The following is a 15838-nucleotide window of genomic DNA, read 5'->3' on the forward strand; positions in this document are numbered from 1 at the left end:
AAATAAGGAGTCATAAGTGAATTTTAAAATTATCGCCGTAGGAGGTTTGCTATTTTCTGTATTGGGTGTGGCCGAGGGCGCGATGACGACCGTCACCCCCAGAGGACTAACTGGCCCGCTAACGAACCCGGGCAATGGCGTTGCCAGCTTTAACAAGGGTAATGGCACAACGTTGTCACTGGCGAATTATCCGGATACTGGCATTGAATATGACCGCTTTTACTGGAGTGAACTGGAACCGGTAGAAGGCCAATATAATTTTCAAGCCGTGGACGCTATTTTCGAACTGGCTAGCCAGCATCAACCGCCGATGAACGTGGGGTTGCGCTTTATGACGCTTGATGAGCCAGCCAGTGGTTCGAAGATTCCTGACTGGCTCATCCAAAAAGGCATCAAGGGCGAGTGGACGCCGGACAAAAAAACCTTTGTGCCGGATCTGGACGACCTGGTGTTTATCGAATACAGCCAGCGTTTGCTTAATGCTTTTGGGCAGCGCTATGACGGTAATTCGAATTTGGCGTATATCGATATTGGGTTGGTAGGGTCATGGGGTGAATGGCACAACACCAATTTCCCAACCATTAAGCCGCTGCTTGAACGCTACACATCAGCCCAGTTGGATAAGTACGTGAAAATGTATTTTGCCGCGTTTCCCAACAGCCCAAAAATTATGCTCATTAGCGGCGGCGATGCTTTGGTCAGCGCAGTGAAGCAAGGTGCTGGATGGCGCGCGGACTGCTGGGGAGACTGGCATAATTTTTCGACCACATGGAGCCACATGCAAGGTGATTATCCGCAGCGACTGCAAAACGCGGAGGCTCTTTATCCAAATTTTAGCTCTGCGTGGCAACGCGCGCCGGTGAGCCTGGAAATCTGTGGTTATATGTCGGAGTGGCAGAGCGTGCAGCACTATACTCGTGCGCAAGTGCAGGCGACCTTTGACTGGGCGCTGGCACAGCACGCCAGCACCATTAATCTGAAATCGCGCAGCGTGCCGACGGAATATCGGGACATTGTGGATAACGCGCTGACCAAACTCGGCTATCGTTTCCGCCTGGCCTCTCTAACTCATGAGTCTGAACTGGCACAAGGGCAGAGCCTGACGTTAAACCAGCAGTGGTTTAACGACGGCGTAGCGCCCATTTATCTGAAATATGATGTGGCCTATCGGGTGGTGAATGATGCCAACACCGTAATGAGTATGGGAAAAACGCCTTATGACATCCGCACCTGGTTGCCGGGGCCGCATACCTCCGCCTACCAATTGACGATGCCGGAAGCGCTGCCAGCCGGGCAGTATCATATTGAAATGGCGATGCTGGATGCAAAGGGAGTATCGCGAATTAATCTCGCCAACGAGGGCAAGCAGGCCGACGGTTGGTATCGAATTTCCACGGTAACGGTGCGCTGAGCACGGAATTAAGAATAGATATTCATATGCTGAAAAATATCGGACATGTATGGTGTGAAATAAAAGCGGCGGGCAGTATTAAAGCTAAACTGGTAATACTGCTATTTCGCCTTTCAACCATTTACCAGTCACCAAATGTGCTGCTGAAAATGATCAGCGTTCCTTTTGTTGTCCTGAATAAAGTGATTAATGAGTGGCTGTTCTGTGTGGAAATTCCGCACAGAACTCAAATCGGTTTTGGGCTGAAAATATATCATCCGCACTGTATTGTGGTGAATTACGATGTAATCATCGGGGCGAACTGTACATTACGGCAGGGGGTCACCATTGGTAGCGTGATAAACCATGAAGGTCATGTCACCAAAAGCCCGGTGCTGGGCAATCAGGTGGAGCTTGGCGCCAATGCCATTCTGCTAGGCGACATTACATTAGGTGATAACGTAAAAGTCGGCGCTGGAACCGTGGTAACAAAAAGCCTTGCAGCCGGAAAAGTGGTCGTGGGGTATGGAATCAGGGAATTGAATTGAGTGTGTATGCTCATTTCTGTGCGAATGTAATGTGACAGCGGGTTGCCATTCTTGCTGTCTACTAAAATGATGGAGCCACACTCGCGAAAAAACGGCCAGTTCGTTCCTTCGGTTCGATTCCCATGCTATCTGTAAATCGTAATGAGATAAGCTTTATGCGAACGGTATAATTACTCTTCAGAGGGAACCGAGGGGGATAACATTATGCCGACAGCAAAAGACGTTTCTGCTAAACATGTGACATTAAATTTACGTATCAAACCCGCCGAACGCGACAAAACCATGCAAACACTCGCATGGTGGGAACAGAAAAAATGATATCTGCTCCAGAGCTTATCTAGGTCAAACATGCATTATCCTCATTCTATTGTGGCGTGGAGTCTAGCTACTATGATGTCAATGTGCTGGCGTATTACAGATCAACAATAAATTACACGATCACCCGTTTCTGTTTTCATCAGCAAAAAAAACATTCTTTGCGATAAATCTGGCGATGTCTTCCATCCTTTCACGGTTTTCCTTCTTCCATTCCTCAGCCTTTATACGGCGGGCTTTTCTGCCAATAGCATCATTCACCAAATCAGAAATATTGACTCCGGCAGCACTCAGAACCTGATAATCGTCTTTGTCCACGGCAATGCTAATTTGGTGTTTCATTGCAGTGTTCCTCTTCATTACCCAAGAGCGTTATATTTTGTAGGGATCTTAGCAATAATGCTGGCGGGGTCTAGAGAAAGTAAGTGGGCGATATGGATAAACTCTACGATGTCTAACCTTCTTTCTCCGTTTTCAACCTTGGCGATAAACGATTGAGGACGATCTAGCGCTAGGCTTCCCTGTGTGATCCCTTTGGCAATACGTGCTTCACGTAATGCCTTGATAACGATTTGATATTCATCAGAGTAAACAGAAGTCATCGATTCAACCCCATAAAATTTGGGATCAAATATCAGTCGCTCACTGATTTATCCAAAAACGGGATAATTTGGATTAATTCATCACAGGGAGAGGTAGATAAATGGATAAGCAAGATTGGTATCCGGCAGATGTTATTGCTGGCTTAAGGAAGAAGGGCACAACACTGGCAGCGGTATCAAGGGCGTCTGGATTAGCGTCTTCAACACTCGCTAACGCATTGACAAGACATTGGCCGAAAGGGGAGAGGTTAATTGCCAGTGCATTGGGAAAGCTGCCGGAAGAGATCTGGCCGTCGCGCTATCAGGGTATGACCCCGAATCATGGGGAAGGGGAGGCGGAATAGCACTCCCGTAGAGAATCGAACGTGCTTCGATAGAAAATCATAATCCCCAAAAGCAAAAAACCAGCCGTTAGGCTGGTTTCTTTAAATTAGTGGTGCCCGGACTCGGGATCATGTCATAAAATAACCTGCTGTTTACCAACGTTTTTATTGGTATTTCTCGCAAAAAGAGCCCCCTATAAAGCCCCCATAAAAAATTTCTTTTTTTTTGTTATGGTTGTCACGATGAATTGGTGTTTTGCGGTTAACGGCGCTAAAAACGTGGTTTCATCTCCCATGCAGGCAATGGTCTATTTCTCTCTGCATTGAAGATCTTTTAAACGTAGATTTGATATGTTGGATTTGTGACTTTTGAGATAGTAAAAAATGGTGTTATCTGTAATTTATGGATTATATTGGTATTTTCTCTATACTTTTGAGATGTCGTCATGCTCCATTTGAGATAACTACATATCATGGCTCAATTTAATCACTTTGAACTTTTGCTTCTGAACCCCAGCTTTGACTCCCCTTTGGTCGATGCGCTGACGGAACTGGAGTTACTCCGGCACCTGCGGCTGGAAACTGATGTTCACCCTATCCTGTTTGCGCAGTTGAAAGCCATTTTCCACATGCTGGAGAGCCTTGGCTCCGCAAGGATTGAAGGAAACCACACGACGCTTGCCGACTATGTTGAAAGCAAAGTTGAAGGAACACAGAGTTCAACGGATCAGCTCAAAGAAATCAACAATATTGAAGCTGCGATGGAATTCATCGACGAGTATCTAAATAATGGTGATGAGATAACGGAATATTTTATCCGCGAGCTACATAGTCTGGCGGTTGTCGGATTGCAACAGGAAGGTGATAAAACGCCCGGTGCCTATCGGCAACATAACGTCAGCATCGCTCAATCTGACCATTTACCGCCGGATCACATCCACGTTCCTGACTATATGTCAGAACTGACCGCCTTTATTAACCGTGCTGATAAACCAAAATATGATCTGATGAAGATTGCACTGGTGCATCACCGTTTTGGCTGGATACATCCATTTGGCAACGGTAATGGCAGAACGGTCAGACTGCTGACCTATGCGTTATTGATCAAGTATGGTTTTAATGTGCAGGCAGGTGGCCGTGTTCTTAATCCGACAGCGGTATTCTGTAATGATCGTGAGCGTTATTACTCCATGCTTTCGTTAGCGGATAAGGGAACAGAGCGGGGCTTAGAAGAATGGTGTTTATATGTACTTTCGGGAATTTCATCTGAGTTGAAGAAAGTCGATCAACTGACAAACCATGCTTTTTTGAGTACGAAAATACTGTATCCGGCGATCGACTTTTCATCTGAAAGAGGGCTAATAAACCCGTTGGAATCTAAAGTTCTGAAACGCGCTGTCGAGCTAGGGACAATAAAAGCGGGTGATCTACGCACAGCTTTACCTGACATGAAACCAGCGCAGGTGACTTATCAGCTCGGTAAATTGATTGACCGGGGACTGCTCCAACCAGTGGAAGAAGGAGCTCGTTCCTATACGGCGAAGTTTTCTAACTCATATCTGATTCGTGGGGTGATTAAGGTACTGCGTGAAGAAGGGTTTATTCCTGATTTGTGATGTGTTCTTACTCATTTGTCGTTCGATGGACATCCCATAATCCGAAAAGCAAAAAACCAGCCGTTAGGCTGGTTTCTTTAAATTAGTGGTGCCCGGACTCGGACAAACGCCGGAGGCGTTGAACAGCGCGCTTGTCGCGCTGGCCCTGAAAGGGTGAGTCGCTTGCGGCGAATAATCGAACGGTGTTCGATGAAGAGTCCACACGCCAGAAACGAAAAACCCCCGCCAAAGGCGAGGGTTAAGAATTAGTGGTGCCCGGACTCGGAATCGAACCAAGGACACGAGGATTTTCAATCCTCTGCTCTACCGACTGAGCTATCCGGGCAACGGGGCGCATTAAACCTTAATCCCGCATGATCGTCAACTCCATATTAGGGAAAAGCTGTTCAACTGCTTAACTTTACGGCAATCTGATAGCGGGACGTCGATTTTGCACAAATCTTCCAGATAGATGCGTATGAAGTGGTAATGCTGATAGTGAAAAGAGGGGGAGCAATATGGCGAACGACTGGCTTGAGCTACGTCAGCATGCAGATACGGGAATTGAAACGATCAAGGCGCACTTTGAGGGGCACGCCTACGATCCACATTGGCACGACAGCTACCTCGTGGGGTTGACCCTTTCCGGCACGCAGCAGTTTCACTGCCGCCGTGAGCGGCATCGTAGTCGCCCAGGTGACGCATTTTTGCTGGAACCGGGTGAAATCCACGACGGCGATGCGCCGGTAGATGGCGGGTTTACCTATCTGACATTTTACCTCGACGAGCAGTGGCTGACCAATGCGCTGCACGGCTTGTATGAATCCACTCCCGGAAGTTACTCGCTCCATTTTGCGCAAACACTAACGCGCGAGCCACAACTGGTTCGTTCGATTAGCGACTCGTTCACCACGCTTCACAACGATGAAATGAAAATCGTGCAGCAGAGCTCCATGGATAAGCTGCTCTCGCAGATTACCGCGCATTGTCACTGGCGAAAAAGGTTACCATCGCAACTGCAAAGTACTGCGGTAGCCCATCGCGCACGCGATTATCTTTATGCTCACATGGGCGAAAACATCGGCCTGTCTGACCTCGCTCGGGAGACAGGCACCGATCGCTTCACGCTGACACGTTGCTTTAAACGTGAATTTCATCTGGCTCCGCACGCCTGGTTTATCCAGCTTCGTTTGGCGAAAGCTCGGCAATTACTGGCGTACGGCGATCAGCCTGCCGACGTGGCTGCGGCCTTGGGTTTCTCCGATCAAAGCCATCTTGGTCGCTGGTTTCAGCGGGCATACCGGATCTCGCCTGCCCATTACCGTCGGTTATGCACAAACCTTCCAGACGTTTCCAGAAGATAGCGGCACAGTCAGGGCTCTTAAAAAAGGAGTGCCCTGTGAATTTAATGCCGTTTTTGCTGTTTGCGTTTGTCGCCTCGATAACACCGGGGCCAACTAATATCCTGATTCTGACCAACAGCCAGCGCTATGGCGTGAGAAACACGCTACCCGCTGTAGTCGGTGCCTGTATGGCAGCAAGCGCTATCGTGTTGATTTCGGGTGCCGGTGCGGGGGAGATGCTGCGTCAGTATCCGGTCGTACGTCAGGTGATGGGCTGGGCAGGAGTGTTGTGGCTAAGCTGGATGAGCTGGCAGTTATTCAGGGCGCCAGCGGTTAATCTCTCTGGCGAATCGCATAACCGTTTTACGGCTCGCGCAGCGGCGTTGTTACAGGTAATTAACCCGAAAACGTGGATGATGGCATTGGCCGTCGTCAGCCTGTTCGCCCCTGCGGGTGAGCAGGTATTGCGGGATGTATCGATAATGGCTCTGTGGTTTTTTATTATCTCGATTGCATGTTTGGTGTGCTGGGCATGGCTGGGGAAGGCTGTGAACAGGGTGTTTCGCACCAGCGTTGCGATGGTGCGATTTCAGCGCCTGATGGCGCTGTGTCTGTTCGTTTCCGCTTGGGGAGGAATGCTCGCTTAGGTCAACGCCCCACCCTTGCGGCACAACGCGAAGCGTAATACATCCTCTGCTAGCCGTTGTGCGGTGGCGATGCTGGCGGCCTGATGCTTGACAAGCAGGTTGCTCAGGCAGCCTTCCAGAATCAGTTCCATCTGTTGTGCGACCATCTCGGGATCGTCGGTTTCTAGCTCTTCCAGCAAATCGCGGGTGTAGCTGTAGGAAGCCAGCTTCTGTTGTTCCGCGATCTGGTGGATAGGGTGATTGATATCAGGGAAGAAGCTGCACGCTGCGATAAACAAGCAACCCGGATAACGCTGTTTGTTCACAGACTCATGCAGCACCTGATAGCGTGCCAGCAGCTTTTGTTCGATACTTTTCTCATCGTCCAGTAGCAACTGACGCCGCCAAGTATCGACCTGTTGGCTGTGGTGACGCAGGCCGTCGTACAGCAGCGCCTCCCGATCCGGCCAGAACGGTGTCAGTTCCTCGACAGGAACCCCCAGTTTCTCCGCCAGCATATCCAGCGTCGTCATGGCGAATCCGTGCTGCTCCAGCAGAGTAAGCGCATGTTCAAGAACATCTTCCCGTTGCATTATGTCTCCTCCAGAAGCGCAAAATCAGATAGAAAGTGTCGTTTATGGGCTGAACTTCTGCAAATGTGCCTGAAATTGTTCAGCGTTCATAAAGCCGGTGACGCGCGAGCCGGGGATCTCTTTCCCCTGAGTGTCAAAAAACACGATGGTCGGCAACCCTAAAACCTGTAGCTTTTTCAGCAGTGCGTTCTGTTCTTCGCGGTTAGCGGTAACGTCTGCCTGTAGCAGTGTTATGCGTGACAGATGGTTTTGCACCGCTGGGTCGCTGAATGTGTATTTCTCAAACTCTTTGCAGGCCACGCACCAGTCTGCGTAAAGGTCGAGCATAACAGGCTGAGGGCTCTTTGCCAGCGCGCTGTTGAGATCGGCAATATTAGCGACTGGAGCGAAGTTCAGTGCCGAGGTGTGGGTCTGCGCCGTGCCAGTTGGGGGGAATACCCAGTCTTGCAGCGGTTTGGCGCTGATCACCACGCCTGCCAGTAACAGCAACTGCACGCCACGCATCCAGCCTTTTTTGCTGCTCAGCGTCAGCATGAGCGCCCAGCCGAAGAAGGCGATGCCCAATGCGCTCCACAGGCGTATTCCCCAAGCCTCACCGAGAATGCGTTCGAGTAGGAAGACAGGCAGCGCCAGAATGATGAAGCCAAAGGCTTCTTTAACGTACTGCATCCACGGGCCGCTACGCGGTAGCAGTTTATTGCCAAACAGCGTGACCAGAATCAGCGGTAAGCCCATGCCCAGCGCGTAGAGATAAAGCGTGCCGCCGCCTGCCAGCATGTTACCGCTCTGCGCGATGTAAAGCAGGATGGCGCTGAGTGGGGCAGTGGTGCAGGGTGAACAAATCAGACCGGCCAGCGCGCCCATGCAGAATACGCCGGTGACCGAGCCGCCCTGCTGGCGGTTGCTCCACTCAGTCAGCCGGGTTTGTACCGATGACGGGAGCTGGAGCGTATAGAGGCCAAACATCGACAGTGCCAATGCGATAAACATCACCGACAGACCAATCAGAATGTATGGATGCTGGAGCGCTGCCTGAAAGCGTAATCCCGCGGCAGCGACAATCAGCCCGAGCAGCGTGTAGGTCAGCGCCATGCCCTGAACATAAGTCATCGACAGCAGCAGCGTGCGGCGCGGCGTCAGCTGTTCTTTTCTGCCCAGCACCAGACTGGCAATCAGCGGATACATCGGCAGGACGCAGGGGGTAAAGGCGACGCCGATGCCAATCAGTAACGCCCACCACGGTGAGAACGGCATGGGCGTAGTCTGCGGCGGTGCGGTCTGGCCTGATAACGTATTGATTGGTGAATCCGTGTTTGCGGTAGCAAGCACTTGGCTGAGAGGAACGGTTCGCGTTTCTGGCGGATAGCAGAAACCCGCATCGGCGCAGCCTTGATAGGTCACTTTGACGGTCGCACCGCTTTCGGCTTGTTCAATCGGAACCGCTAGCGCCAATCGATCCCGTAGAATAAAGACCTGACCGAAAAACTCGTCGTTATGGCTTTCGCCCTGTGGCAACTCCACCTTACCAAGCGTAGCGCCGTTCCCTTCGATCTTGATTTGCGCGCGGTACAGATAGTAATCGGGATGGATGTCCCAGCGCAGATTGAGCTGGTTTCCTTGCTGCTGAAACTCAAAGGCGAAAGCACCATCGACAGGTAGAAACCGTGATGTCGTGCTGTTGCCAAACAGTTTCTGACCAAAAGAAGAGGCGGCCACCTGGGGTGTGCCGACAGCTGTCCATAACAGGAAAATCAGCGTAAAGATGCGTTGAGCCATGTCAGATAATCGCTATCGCCCCCAGATACCGGCAGGACGAGCAGCTCCGGCGTATCATAAGGGTGTTGTTGTTTCAGATGAGTCAGCAGCGCTTGCTGATGTGAGGTATCGCTTTTTATCAGCATTTGTACTTCTGATTGCTGTTCGAGCTTGCCTTCCCAGTAATAGAGCGAACGGGCGCCGGGCAGCAGGGTGACACAGGCAGCAAGCCGCGTTTCCAGCAGCGAGTTGGCAAGCCGTTGCGCACAGGCATCGTCAGGTGCGGTACATAATATGACGACAGCATCGCAAAGCGGGCGGTCAGACATCATATCCTCCGTGTCAGATGAACAAAATCCCAGCTAACCAGAGCCACACTATACCTTGCTTTATTGTTTGAAGGGAATGAACAGCTCGAAGGGAAATGATACGGATCGACCTGTCAGGCCGATCCGCGAGTTACTGCTCGAAGGGCAATCTTTAGATCAGGATGCTGCCGAGGATAAAGCCAAATATCACCGACAGCGTAATGGCGATCACGCCGGGAATCAGGAAGGAGTGGTTAAACACAAACTTGCCGATGCGCGTTGAGCCGGTGTCGTCCATCTCCACCGCCGCCAGCAGGGTTGGGTAGGTAGGCAGAACGAACAGGGCAGAAACGGCAGCAAAAGAAGCCACCGCCGTGACCGGAGATACGCCCAGCAGCAGCGCGGCAGGCATCAGCGCCTTCGCCGTTGCCGCCTGAGAATAAAGCAGCGTGGCGGCGAAGAACAACACGACGGCCAGCATCCACGGGTAGCTTTGCAGCAGTGCGCCTGCGGTGTCCTGAATATCGGAAATATGCGCTTTAACAAAGGTATCGCCCAGCCAGGCAACGCCCATTACGCAGATACAGGCGCTCATGCCGGACTTAAACGTGCTGGCAGAGAGGATGCGTGAGGTATCGATCTTGCAAGTGATGCAAATCAGCGTGGCGATGGTCAGCATGAAGACTACGATCGCTTCATTACGTGGCAGAACCGGGTTCTGAATCAACCCAACGGTGCCGCTGATTGCCGTCGCATACAGAACGACCGCGATGATGCCAATCAGAAACAGCATCACGGACAGCTTGGCACCCGGTTTGATCTCATGCTGACTATTACTGCGCCGCGTGGTTTCCCCTTTTTTCAGACGTTCCTGATAAATCGGATCGTCTTTCAGCTCTTTGCCTAGGAAGTTAGTCACAATCGCCGTCAACATGATCGCTGCCAACGTGGTAGGAATACAGATCCCTAACAGCAGCAGGTAGCTGACGCCATGCGGTTCAAGAATACCGGCGACAAACACCACCGCCGCAGAGATTGGTGAGGCGGTAATGGCGATTTGCGACGCGACAACGGCGATCGAGAGTGGGCGAGAAGGGCGAATACCTTGCTCTTTGGCGACCTCGGCGATAACCGGCAGAGTGGAAAATGCGGTGTGCCCGGTTCCTGCTAGAATCGTCATGAAGTAGGTGACCAGTGGCGCGAGAAAGGTGACGTATTTCGGGTGTTTACGCAGCAATTTCTCCGCCAGACTGACCAAATAATCCATTCCACCCGCCACCTGCATGGCAGCGATGGCGGCGATAACGGCCATGATAATTTCAATGACATCAAAAGGGATTACGCCGGGCTTTATCTGAAACCCTAACGTAAGTACAAGCACTCCTAGGCCACCGGCGAAACCAATGCCGATGCCTCCTAGTCGTGCCCCCAAATAGATGGCGAGCAGAACAATGAATAACTCAAGACCAAGCATGACTATGCTCCTTAATTAATAATAAAAGTTTCATAACTTATTCTTATGGCTGTATGCGGCAAAAAATAAAGGCACGCTGTTCCTCATGAACGGACGTGCCTGAAAAAATTAAATGTCGGTGTTAAGGAAGCTCGTTTTCATCAGTGTAGCGTTTGGCTTTGTACGCTGGGTGCATCAGGTTCTGGATGGAGAAAATGTCATCCAGCTCAGCTTCTGTCAGCAGACCGCGCTCCAGTACGACTTCACGCACGCTCTTTCCTGTTTCCGCACAGATTCTGCCGACAATGTCGCCATTGTGGTGGCCGATGAACGGGTTCAGGTACGTCACAATTCCGATGGAGTTGAAAACATAGGCTTCGCAGACGCCCTTATTAGCGGTGATACCGCTGACGCATTTCTCCAGCAGGTTGTAGCAGGCGTTAGTCAGAATGTGGGTTGATTCAAACATTGCCTGACCGATAACCGGCTCCATCACGTTTAACTGTAATTGCCCGGCCTCCGACGCCATAGTGACGCAGGTGTCGTTACCGATGACCTTGAAGCACACTTGATTGACGACTTCCGGCACCACGGGGTTAACTTTGGCAGGCATGATGGAGGAACCCGCCTGCAACTCTGGCAGGTTGATTTCATTCAGGCCAGCGCGAGGGCCGGAAGAGAGCAAACGCAGGTCATTACAAATCTTCGACAGCTTCACAGCCAGACGCTTCAGCGAACTGTGTACCATTACATAGGCACCACAGTCTGACGTGGCTTCGATCAAGTCTTCTGCTGGCACACACGGCAGGCCGCTGACTTCCGCCAAACGCTGTACCGCCAGTTGCTGGTAGCCGTCTGGTGTGTTCAGGCGTGTACCGATCGCGGTGGCCCCCAGATTGACTTCAAGTAGCAGTTCCGCCGTGCGCAGCAGGTTTTTGATTTCCTCTTGCAACAGCACGTTAAACGCATGAAATTCCTGACCGAGCGTCATTGGCACGGCGTCCTGCAACTGGGTCCGCCCCATCTTCAGAACGTCTTCAAATTCTTTGGCTTTGTGCTCGAAGCCATCGCTCAACTTCGCTATCGCATCCGTCAATTTCAGTATGGCCGCGTAGACCGCGATACGAAATCCGGTGGGGTAGGCATCATTGGTGGATTGGCATTTATTCAGATGATCGTTGGGGTTCAGATACTGGTATTCGCCTTTCTGGTGGCCCATCAGCTCCAGACCAATATTGGCTAATACTTCGTTGGTATTCATGTTGACCGACGTACCTGCTCCCCCCTGATACACATCTACTGGGAACTGGTCCATGCATTTGCCGTTATTCAGAACTTCATCACAGGCGCGGATGATGACGTCGGCGATTTTTTTCGGGATAGTTTGTAGCTCTTTGTTCGCCAGCGCGGCGGCTTTCTTCACCATGACCATGCCGCGTACGAACTCGGGAATGTCACTGATTTTATTGTTACTGATATAGAAGTTTTCGACGGCGCGCAGCGTATGAACGCCATAATACGCGTCTGCGGGAACTTCTCGGGTGCCTAACAGGTCTTCTTCAATACGGATGTTTTCTGACATGAAAATTCCTATCCTGTTGTACGACTAGTGATGTGACTAGACGTTGTGGGCTGGTTTGTCGGATGGCCTTACTTCGGAAAACGCCTTACTTCGGAAAATAGCGCGACTACGGATAAACCGTCTTCTCTCGGCAATAGTATCGGGATGTTTGACCAACCATATATCCATTGCCGTGAGGATATGTCGTTACGACAGTGAAAAACAGGTGTTTAGATCACTATACTGGCGTTCTCTACCGTTACAGTAAATGAACTGTGATTGTAGTCACGAGTCATTATTTTAGAACAATAATCGTGGGGTGGCGGCTTGAAAATGTGCAAAGGCGCACCCATTTAACTAAATCATGATGTGCCGGATCGCAGAACAGTACGCGTGCCTTACCTACTCCATTAGGAGTAATACGTATCTGGATTTTCAATCGCGATGGCTTAACACGTTTTCATTAACACACGTTCTTATTAACGACAGTACGCGTAAAAAACACAGGAGAACCGGGTGCGCTGGTTACCGTTATTACTTATTTTTCTTTTAGCTTACATCGAGATATCGCTGTTTATTCACGTGGCTGAAGTGATGGGCGTCGCCATGACGCTGCTGCTGGTGGTCTTCACATCCTGTCTGGGCGTTTCGCTGGTGCGCAATCAGGGGATGAAAACGCTGGTGCAGATGCAGCAGAAAATGGCGGCAGGTGAAAGTCCTGCGGCCGAAATGGTAAAAAGCGTTTCGCTGGTGTTGGCGGGCTTCCTGCTCCTGATTCCGGGCTTCCTGACTGACTTTCTGGGGCTGTTGCTGTTACTGCCGCCTGTGCAGAAAAGCCTGACGTTAAAGCTGATGCCTCACTTGAACATCTGGCGTTCCGGTGCCGGTGCACCGCCTTCCGGCGGGAACACTTTTGAAGGTGAATACCAGCGCAAGGACGGTGGGCGCGGAAATATTGAACACCGAGACGATCGGGACGACCGTTAACGGCGCGACAATCTGAAAAGCAGCTAAGGATTATCATATTGATAATCCTTATTTATTATCAGATATCAGCGACAAGCGATCGCCTAACGCAAAAAAAATGAATTTTTTCCCTTGAAGGGCTAAGAAACGCCCCCATCTAGAACACCACAAGACCGATTATGAAAGCATAGTCGTTATGAAAACATAGTCGGTGTTTATCCTAAACCGATATGGACTTTCTCAAAGGAGAGCTATCAATGAATATTCGTCCATTGCATGACCGCGTGATCGTCAAGCGCAAAGAAGTCGAGTCAAAATCTGCTGGCGGTATCGTACTGACTGGTTCCGCTGCTGGTAAATCTACCCGTGGTGAAGTTCTGGCCATAGGTCACGGACGTATCCTGGAAAATGGCGAAGTGAAGCCGCTGGATGTGAAAGTGGGCGACATCGTTATTTTCAATGATGGCTATGGCGTGAAAGCAGAAAAGATCGATAACGAAGAAGTGTTGATCATGTCTGAAAGCGACATTCTGGCAATTGTTGAAGCGTAATTGCGCGTAATCATCTGAACTGAACGAATTTAAGGGAAGTACATCATGGCAGCTAAAGACGTAAAATTCGGTAATGACGCTCGCGTAAAAATGCTGCGCGGCGTGAATGTACTGGCTGATGCAGTGAAGGTTACCCTGGGCCCGAAAGGCCGTAACGTAGTTTTGGATAAATCCTTCGGTGCACCGACCATTACTAAAGACGGTGTATCTGTTGCGCGTGAAATCGAACTGGAAGACAAGTTTGAGAACATGGGCGCACAGATGGTGAAAGAAGTTGCCTCTAAAGCGAATGACGCAGCAGGCGACGGCACCACGACCGCAACCGTATTGGCTCAGTCCATCATCACTGAAGGCCTGAAAGCTGTTGCTGCGGGCATGAACCCGATGGATCTGAAGCGCGGCATCGACAAAGCAGTGATTGCTGCTGTTGAAGAATTGAAAAAACAATCTGTTCCTTGCTCTGATTTTAAAGCAATCGCACAGGTTGGTACCATCTCTGCAAACTCCGACGAAACCGTGGGTAAATTGATTGCAGAAGCGATGGAGAAAGTGGGTAAAGAAGGCGTTATCACCGTTGAAGAAGGCACAGGCCTGCAAGACGAGTTGGACGTGGTTGAAGGTATGCAGTTTGACCGTGGCTACCTGTCTCCGTACTTCATCAACAAGCCGGAAACCGGTTCTATTGAGCTGGAAAGCCCGTTCATTCTGCTTGCCGACAAAAAAATCTCCAACATCCGTGAAATGCTGCCAGTACTGGAAGCCGTAGCGAAAGCGGGTAAACCGCTGCTGATCATTGCAGAAGATGTTGAAGGTGAAGCGCTGGCGACACTGGTAGTGAACACCATGCGCGGTATCGTGAAAGTGGCTGCGGTGAAAGCACCGGGCTTCGGTGACCGTCGTAAAGCCATGCTGCAAGATATCGCGACGTTGACTGCGGGTACCGTGATCTCTGAAGAGATTGGTCTGGAGCTGGAAAAAGCGACGCTGGAAGATTTGGGTCAGGCTAAACGTGTTGTTATCAACAAAGACACCACCATCATCATTGATGGCGTGGGTGATGAAGTGGCAATTCAGGGTCGTGTGACTCAGATTCGCCAGCAGATTGAAGATGCAACGTCTGACTACGACAAAGAAAAACTGCAAGAGCGTGTGGCTAAACTGGCGGGCGGCGTAGCCGTTATCAAAGTTGGCGCCGCGACTGAAGTTGAAATGAAAGAGAAGAAAGCACGCGTTGAAGATGCGCTGCACGCCACTCGCGCCGCTGTTGAAGAAGGCGTTGTTGCAGGTGGTGGTGTTGCACTGATTCGTGCTGCGGCTTCTATCAGTGTATCTGGCCTGAAAGGCGATAACGAAGACCAAAACGTGGGTATCAAAGTTGCGCTGCGCGCAATGGAGTCTCCGCTGCGTCAGATCGTAATCAACGCCGGTGAAGAAGCCTCCGTGATCGCCAATACCGTTAAAGCGGGCGAAGGCAGCTACGGTTATAACGCCTATACCGAAGAATACGGCGATATGATCGCAATGGGTATTCTGGATCCGACCAAAGTAACGCGTTCTGCTTTGCAGTATGCAGCTTCTATTGCTGGTCTGATGATTACCACCGAATGTATGGTGACCGACCTGCCGAAAGGCGATGCGCCTGATTTAGGTGCTGGTGGCATGGGCGGCATGGGTGGAATGGGCGGCATGATGTAATGTGATCCCATTGTTGCCGGAAGCCGTTTTCCGGTGACTAGGGTCAAGTTACAGAAGCTCGTCTTTCTGTCCTTCAAAGAGCACTATCCGGTTGTGTACTGGGTAGTGCTTTTTTTATGCGTCAGCATTTCTGGAATGTTGCCACATCGGGGATGAATTGGTTTATAGCGTGTTATCAGGCGAGCATTCTGCGCTACAATAGGGACGCTTACTT

16 protein-coding genes and 1 tRNA gene are annotated in these 15838 nt (G+C 50.6%); 9 read left to right on the forward strand and 8 right to left on the reverse strand.

The genetic code is table 11. From position 1 onward, the window contains the following. The first annotated feature begins 16 nt into the window (after positions 1-16). Complete coding sequence (locus tag GZ59_RS02550) at positions 17-1411, forward strand: DUF4832 domain-containing protein (RefSeq protein WP_011092129.1); 1395 nt, start codon at positions 17-19, stop codon at positions 1409-1411. A gap of 26 nt (positions 1412-1437) precedes the next feature. Beyond that, positions 1438-1938, forward strand: coding sequence for a serine acetyltransferase (locus GZ59_RS02555; RefSeq protein WP_011092130.1), 501 nt, complete (start codon positions 1438-1440; stop codon positions 1936-1938). A gap of 438 nt (positions 1939-2376) precedes the next feature. Here the strand turns inward: GZ59_RS02555 and ccdA are convergent, their stop codons facing one another. Beyond that, the gene (gene ccdA / locus GZ59_RS02560) at positions 2377-2595 is read right to left on the reverse strand and encodes a type II toxin-antitoxin system antitoxin CcdA (protein WP_011092131.1); all 219 of its coding nucleotides are present in this window, start codon (positions 2593-2595) and stop codon (positions 2377-2379) included. Positions 2596-2612: 17 nt separating this feature from the next. Further along, on the reverse strand, positions 2613-2855 hold the full coding sequence (locus GZ59_RS02565; protein WP_011092132.1) for a helix-turn-helix domain-containing protein: 243 nt from the start codon (positions 2853-2855) through the stop codon (positions 2613-2615). A 101-nt stretch (positions 2856-2956) separates the two neighbouring features. Between GZ59_RS02565 and GZ59_RS02570 the strand changes: the two genes are divergently transcribed. Continuing rightward, complete coding sequence (locus GZ59_RS02570) at positions 2957-3199, forward strand: helix-turn-helix domain-containing protein (RefSeq protein WP_011092133.1); 243 nt, start codon at positions 2957-2959, stop codon at positions 3197-3199. A gap of 452 nt (positions 3200-3651) precedes the next feature. Next, positions 3652-4794: a Fic family protein gene (locus tag GZ59_RS02575; RefSeq protein WP_011092135.1), complete on the forward strand. Its 1143-nt coding sequence runs from the start codon at positions 3652-3654 to the stop codon at positions 4792-4794. A gap of 249 nt (positions 4795-5043) precedes the next feature. On the opposite strand, the gene GZ59_RS02580 is transcribed toward GZ59_RS02575, so the two are convergent. Next, a tRNA-Phe gene (locus GZ59_RS02580) sits at positions 5044-5119 on the reverse strand. 172 nt (positions 5120-5291) lie between these two features. Between GZ59_RS02580 and GZ59_RS02585 the strand changes: the two genes are divergently transcribed. Then, a complete protein-coding gene (locus GZ59_RS02585; protein WP_011092234.1) occupies positions 5292-6137 on the forward strand; it encodes an AraC family transcriptional regulator in 846 nt (281 codons plus the stop codon). 35 nt (positions 6138-6172) lie between these two features. Continuing rightward, positions 6173-6763 carry a LysE family translocator gene (locus tag GZ59_RS02590; protein WP_011092235.1) on the forward strand — a complete coding sequence of 197 codons (591 nt, stop codon included), beginning with the start codon at positions 6173-6175 and terminating at the stop codon, positions 6761-6763. Here GZ59_RS02590 and GZ59_RS02595 read toward each other — a convergent pair. The 5 genes from GZ59_RS02595 to aspA form a co-directional block, all read right to left on the reverse strand. Beyond that, a complete protein-coding gene (locus GZ59_RS02595) occupies positions 6760-7335 on the reverse strand; it encodes a transcriptional regulator (RefSeq protein WP_011092236.1) in 576 nt (191 codons plus the stop codon). The two genes, GZ59_RS02590 and GZ59_RS02595, sit on opposite strands and share 4 nt — an antisense overlap. A 42-nt stretch (positions 7336-7377) precedes the next feature. Beyond that, positions 7378-9111: a protein-disulfide reductase DsbD gene (locus tag GZ59_RS02600; RefSeq protein ID WP_011092237.1), complete on the reverse strand. Its 1734-nt coding sequence runs from the start codon at positions 9109-9111 to the stop codon at positions 7378-7380. Next, positions 9087-9419: a divalent cation tolerance protein CutA gene (cutA, locus tag GZ59_RS02605; RefSeq protein WP_014914061.1), complete on the reverse strand. Its 333-nt coding sequence runs from the start codon at positions 9417-9419 to the stop codon at positions 9087-9089. Before cutA ends, GZ59_RS02600 begins: the two co-directional genes overlap by 25 nt. A 151-nt stretch (positions 9420-9570) precedes the next feature. Continuing rightward, positions 9571-10872 (reverse strand): anaerobic C4-dicarboxylate transporter, encoded by a 1302-nt coding sequence (locus GZ59_RS02610; protein WP_011092239.1) that lies wholly within the window; start codon positions 10870-10872, stop codon positions 9571-9573. A 121-nt stretch (positions 10873-10993) separates the two neighbouring features. Then, positions 10994-12433: an aspartate ammonia-lyase gene (gene aspA, locus GZ59_RS02615; protein WP_011092240.1), complete on the reverse strand. Its 1440-nt coding sequence runs from the start codon at positions 12431-12433 to the stop codon at positions 10994-10996. 495 nt (positions 12434-12928) lie between these two features. Here aspA and GZ59_RS02620 point away from each other — a divergent pair, with 495 nt between their 5' ends. The 3 genes from GZ59_RS02620 (at position 12929) to groL (ending at position 15624) form a co-directional block, all read left to right on the forward strand. Beyond that, positions 12929-13399, forward strand: a complete 471-nt coding sequence (locus GZ59_RS02620; RefSeq protein ID WP_011092241.1) for an FxsA family protein — start codon at positions 12929-12931, stop codon at positions 13397-13399. Between the two features lie 236 nt (positions 13400-13635). Then, positions 13636-13929, forward strand: a complete 294-nt coding sequence (locus GZ59_RS02625; protein WP_011092242.1) for a co-chaperone GroES — start codon at positions 13636-13638, stop codon at positions 13927-13929. A gap of 45 nt (positions 13930-13974) precedes the next feature. Beyond that, the gene (gene groL, locus GZ59_RS02630; protein ID WP_011092243.1) at positions 13975-15624 is read left to right on the forward strand and encodes a chaperonin GroEL; all 1650 of its coding nucleotides are present in this window, start codon (positions 13975-13977) and stop codon (positions 15622-15624) included. Positions 15625-15838 lie beyond the last annotated feature (214 nt).

Source organism: Pectobacterium atrosepticum, assembly GCF_000740965.1.
Lineage (GTDB): Bacteria > Pseudomonadota > Gammaproteobacteria > Enterobacterales > Enterobacteriaceae > Pectobacterium > Pectobacterium atrosepticum.

What these genes read in the sequence shown, in the direction of transcription:
- GZ59_RS02595 (WP_011092236.1), bottom strand. Translation starts at nt 7,335, where the DNA reads ATGCAACGGGAAGATGTTCTTGAACATGCGCTTACTCTGCTGGAGCAG.
- GZ59_RS02600 (WP_011092237.1), bottom strand. Translation starts at nt 9,111, where the DNA reads ATGGCTCAACGCATCTTTACGCTGATTTTCCTGTTATGGACAGCTGTC.
- GZ59_RS02555 (WP_011092130.1), top strand. Translation starts at nt 1,438, where the DNA reads ATGCTGAAAAATATCGGACATGTATGGTGTGAAATAAAAGCGGCGGGC.
- GZ59_RS02565 (WP_011092132.1), bottom strand. Translation starts at nt 2,855, where the DNA reads ATGACTTCTGTTTACTCTGATGAATATCAAATCGTTATCAAGGCATTA.
- ccdA (WP_011092131.1), bottom strand. Translation starts at nt 2,595, where the DNA reads ATGAAACACCAAATTAGCATTGCCGTGGACAAAGACGATTATCAGGTT.
- GZ59_RS02575 (WP_011092135.1), top strand. Translation starts at nt 3,652, where the DNA reads ATGGCTCAATTTAATCACTTTGAACTTTTGCTTCTGAACCCCAGCTTT.
- aspA (WP_011092240.1), bottom strand. Translation starts at nt 12,433, where the DNA reads ATGTCAGAAAACATCCGTATTGAAGAAGACCTGTTAGGCACCCGAGAA.
- cutA (WP_014914061.1), bottom strand. Translation starts at nt 9,419, where the DNA reads ATGTCTGACCGCCCGCTTTGCGATGCTGTCGTCATATTATGTACCGCA.
- GZ59_RS02610 (WP_011092239.1), bottom strand. Translation starts at nt 10,872, where the DNA reads ATGCTTGGTCTTGAGTTATTCATTGTTCTGCTCGCCATCTATTTGGGG.
- GZ59_RS02570 (WP_011092133.1), top strand. Translation starts at nt 2,957, where the DNA reads ATGGATAAGCAAGATTGGTATCCGGCAGATGTTATTGCTGGCTTAAGG.
- groL (WP_011092243.1), top strand. Translation starts at nt 13,975, where the DNA reads ATGGCAGCTAAAGACGTAAAATTCGGTAATGACGCTCGCGTAAAAATG.
- GZ59_RS02625 (WP_011092242.1), top strand. Translation starts at nt 13,636, where the DNA reads ATGAATATTCGTCCATTGCATGACCGCGTGATCGTCAAGCGCAAAGAA.
- GZ59_RS02585 (WP_011092234.1), top strand. Translation starts at nt 5,292, where the DNA reads ATGGCGAACGACTGGCTTGAGCTACGTCAGCATGCAGATACGGGAATT.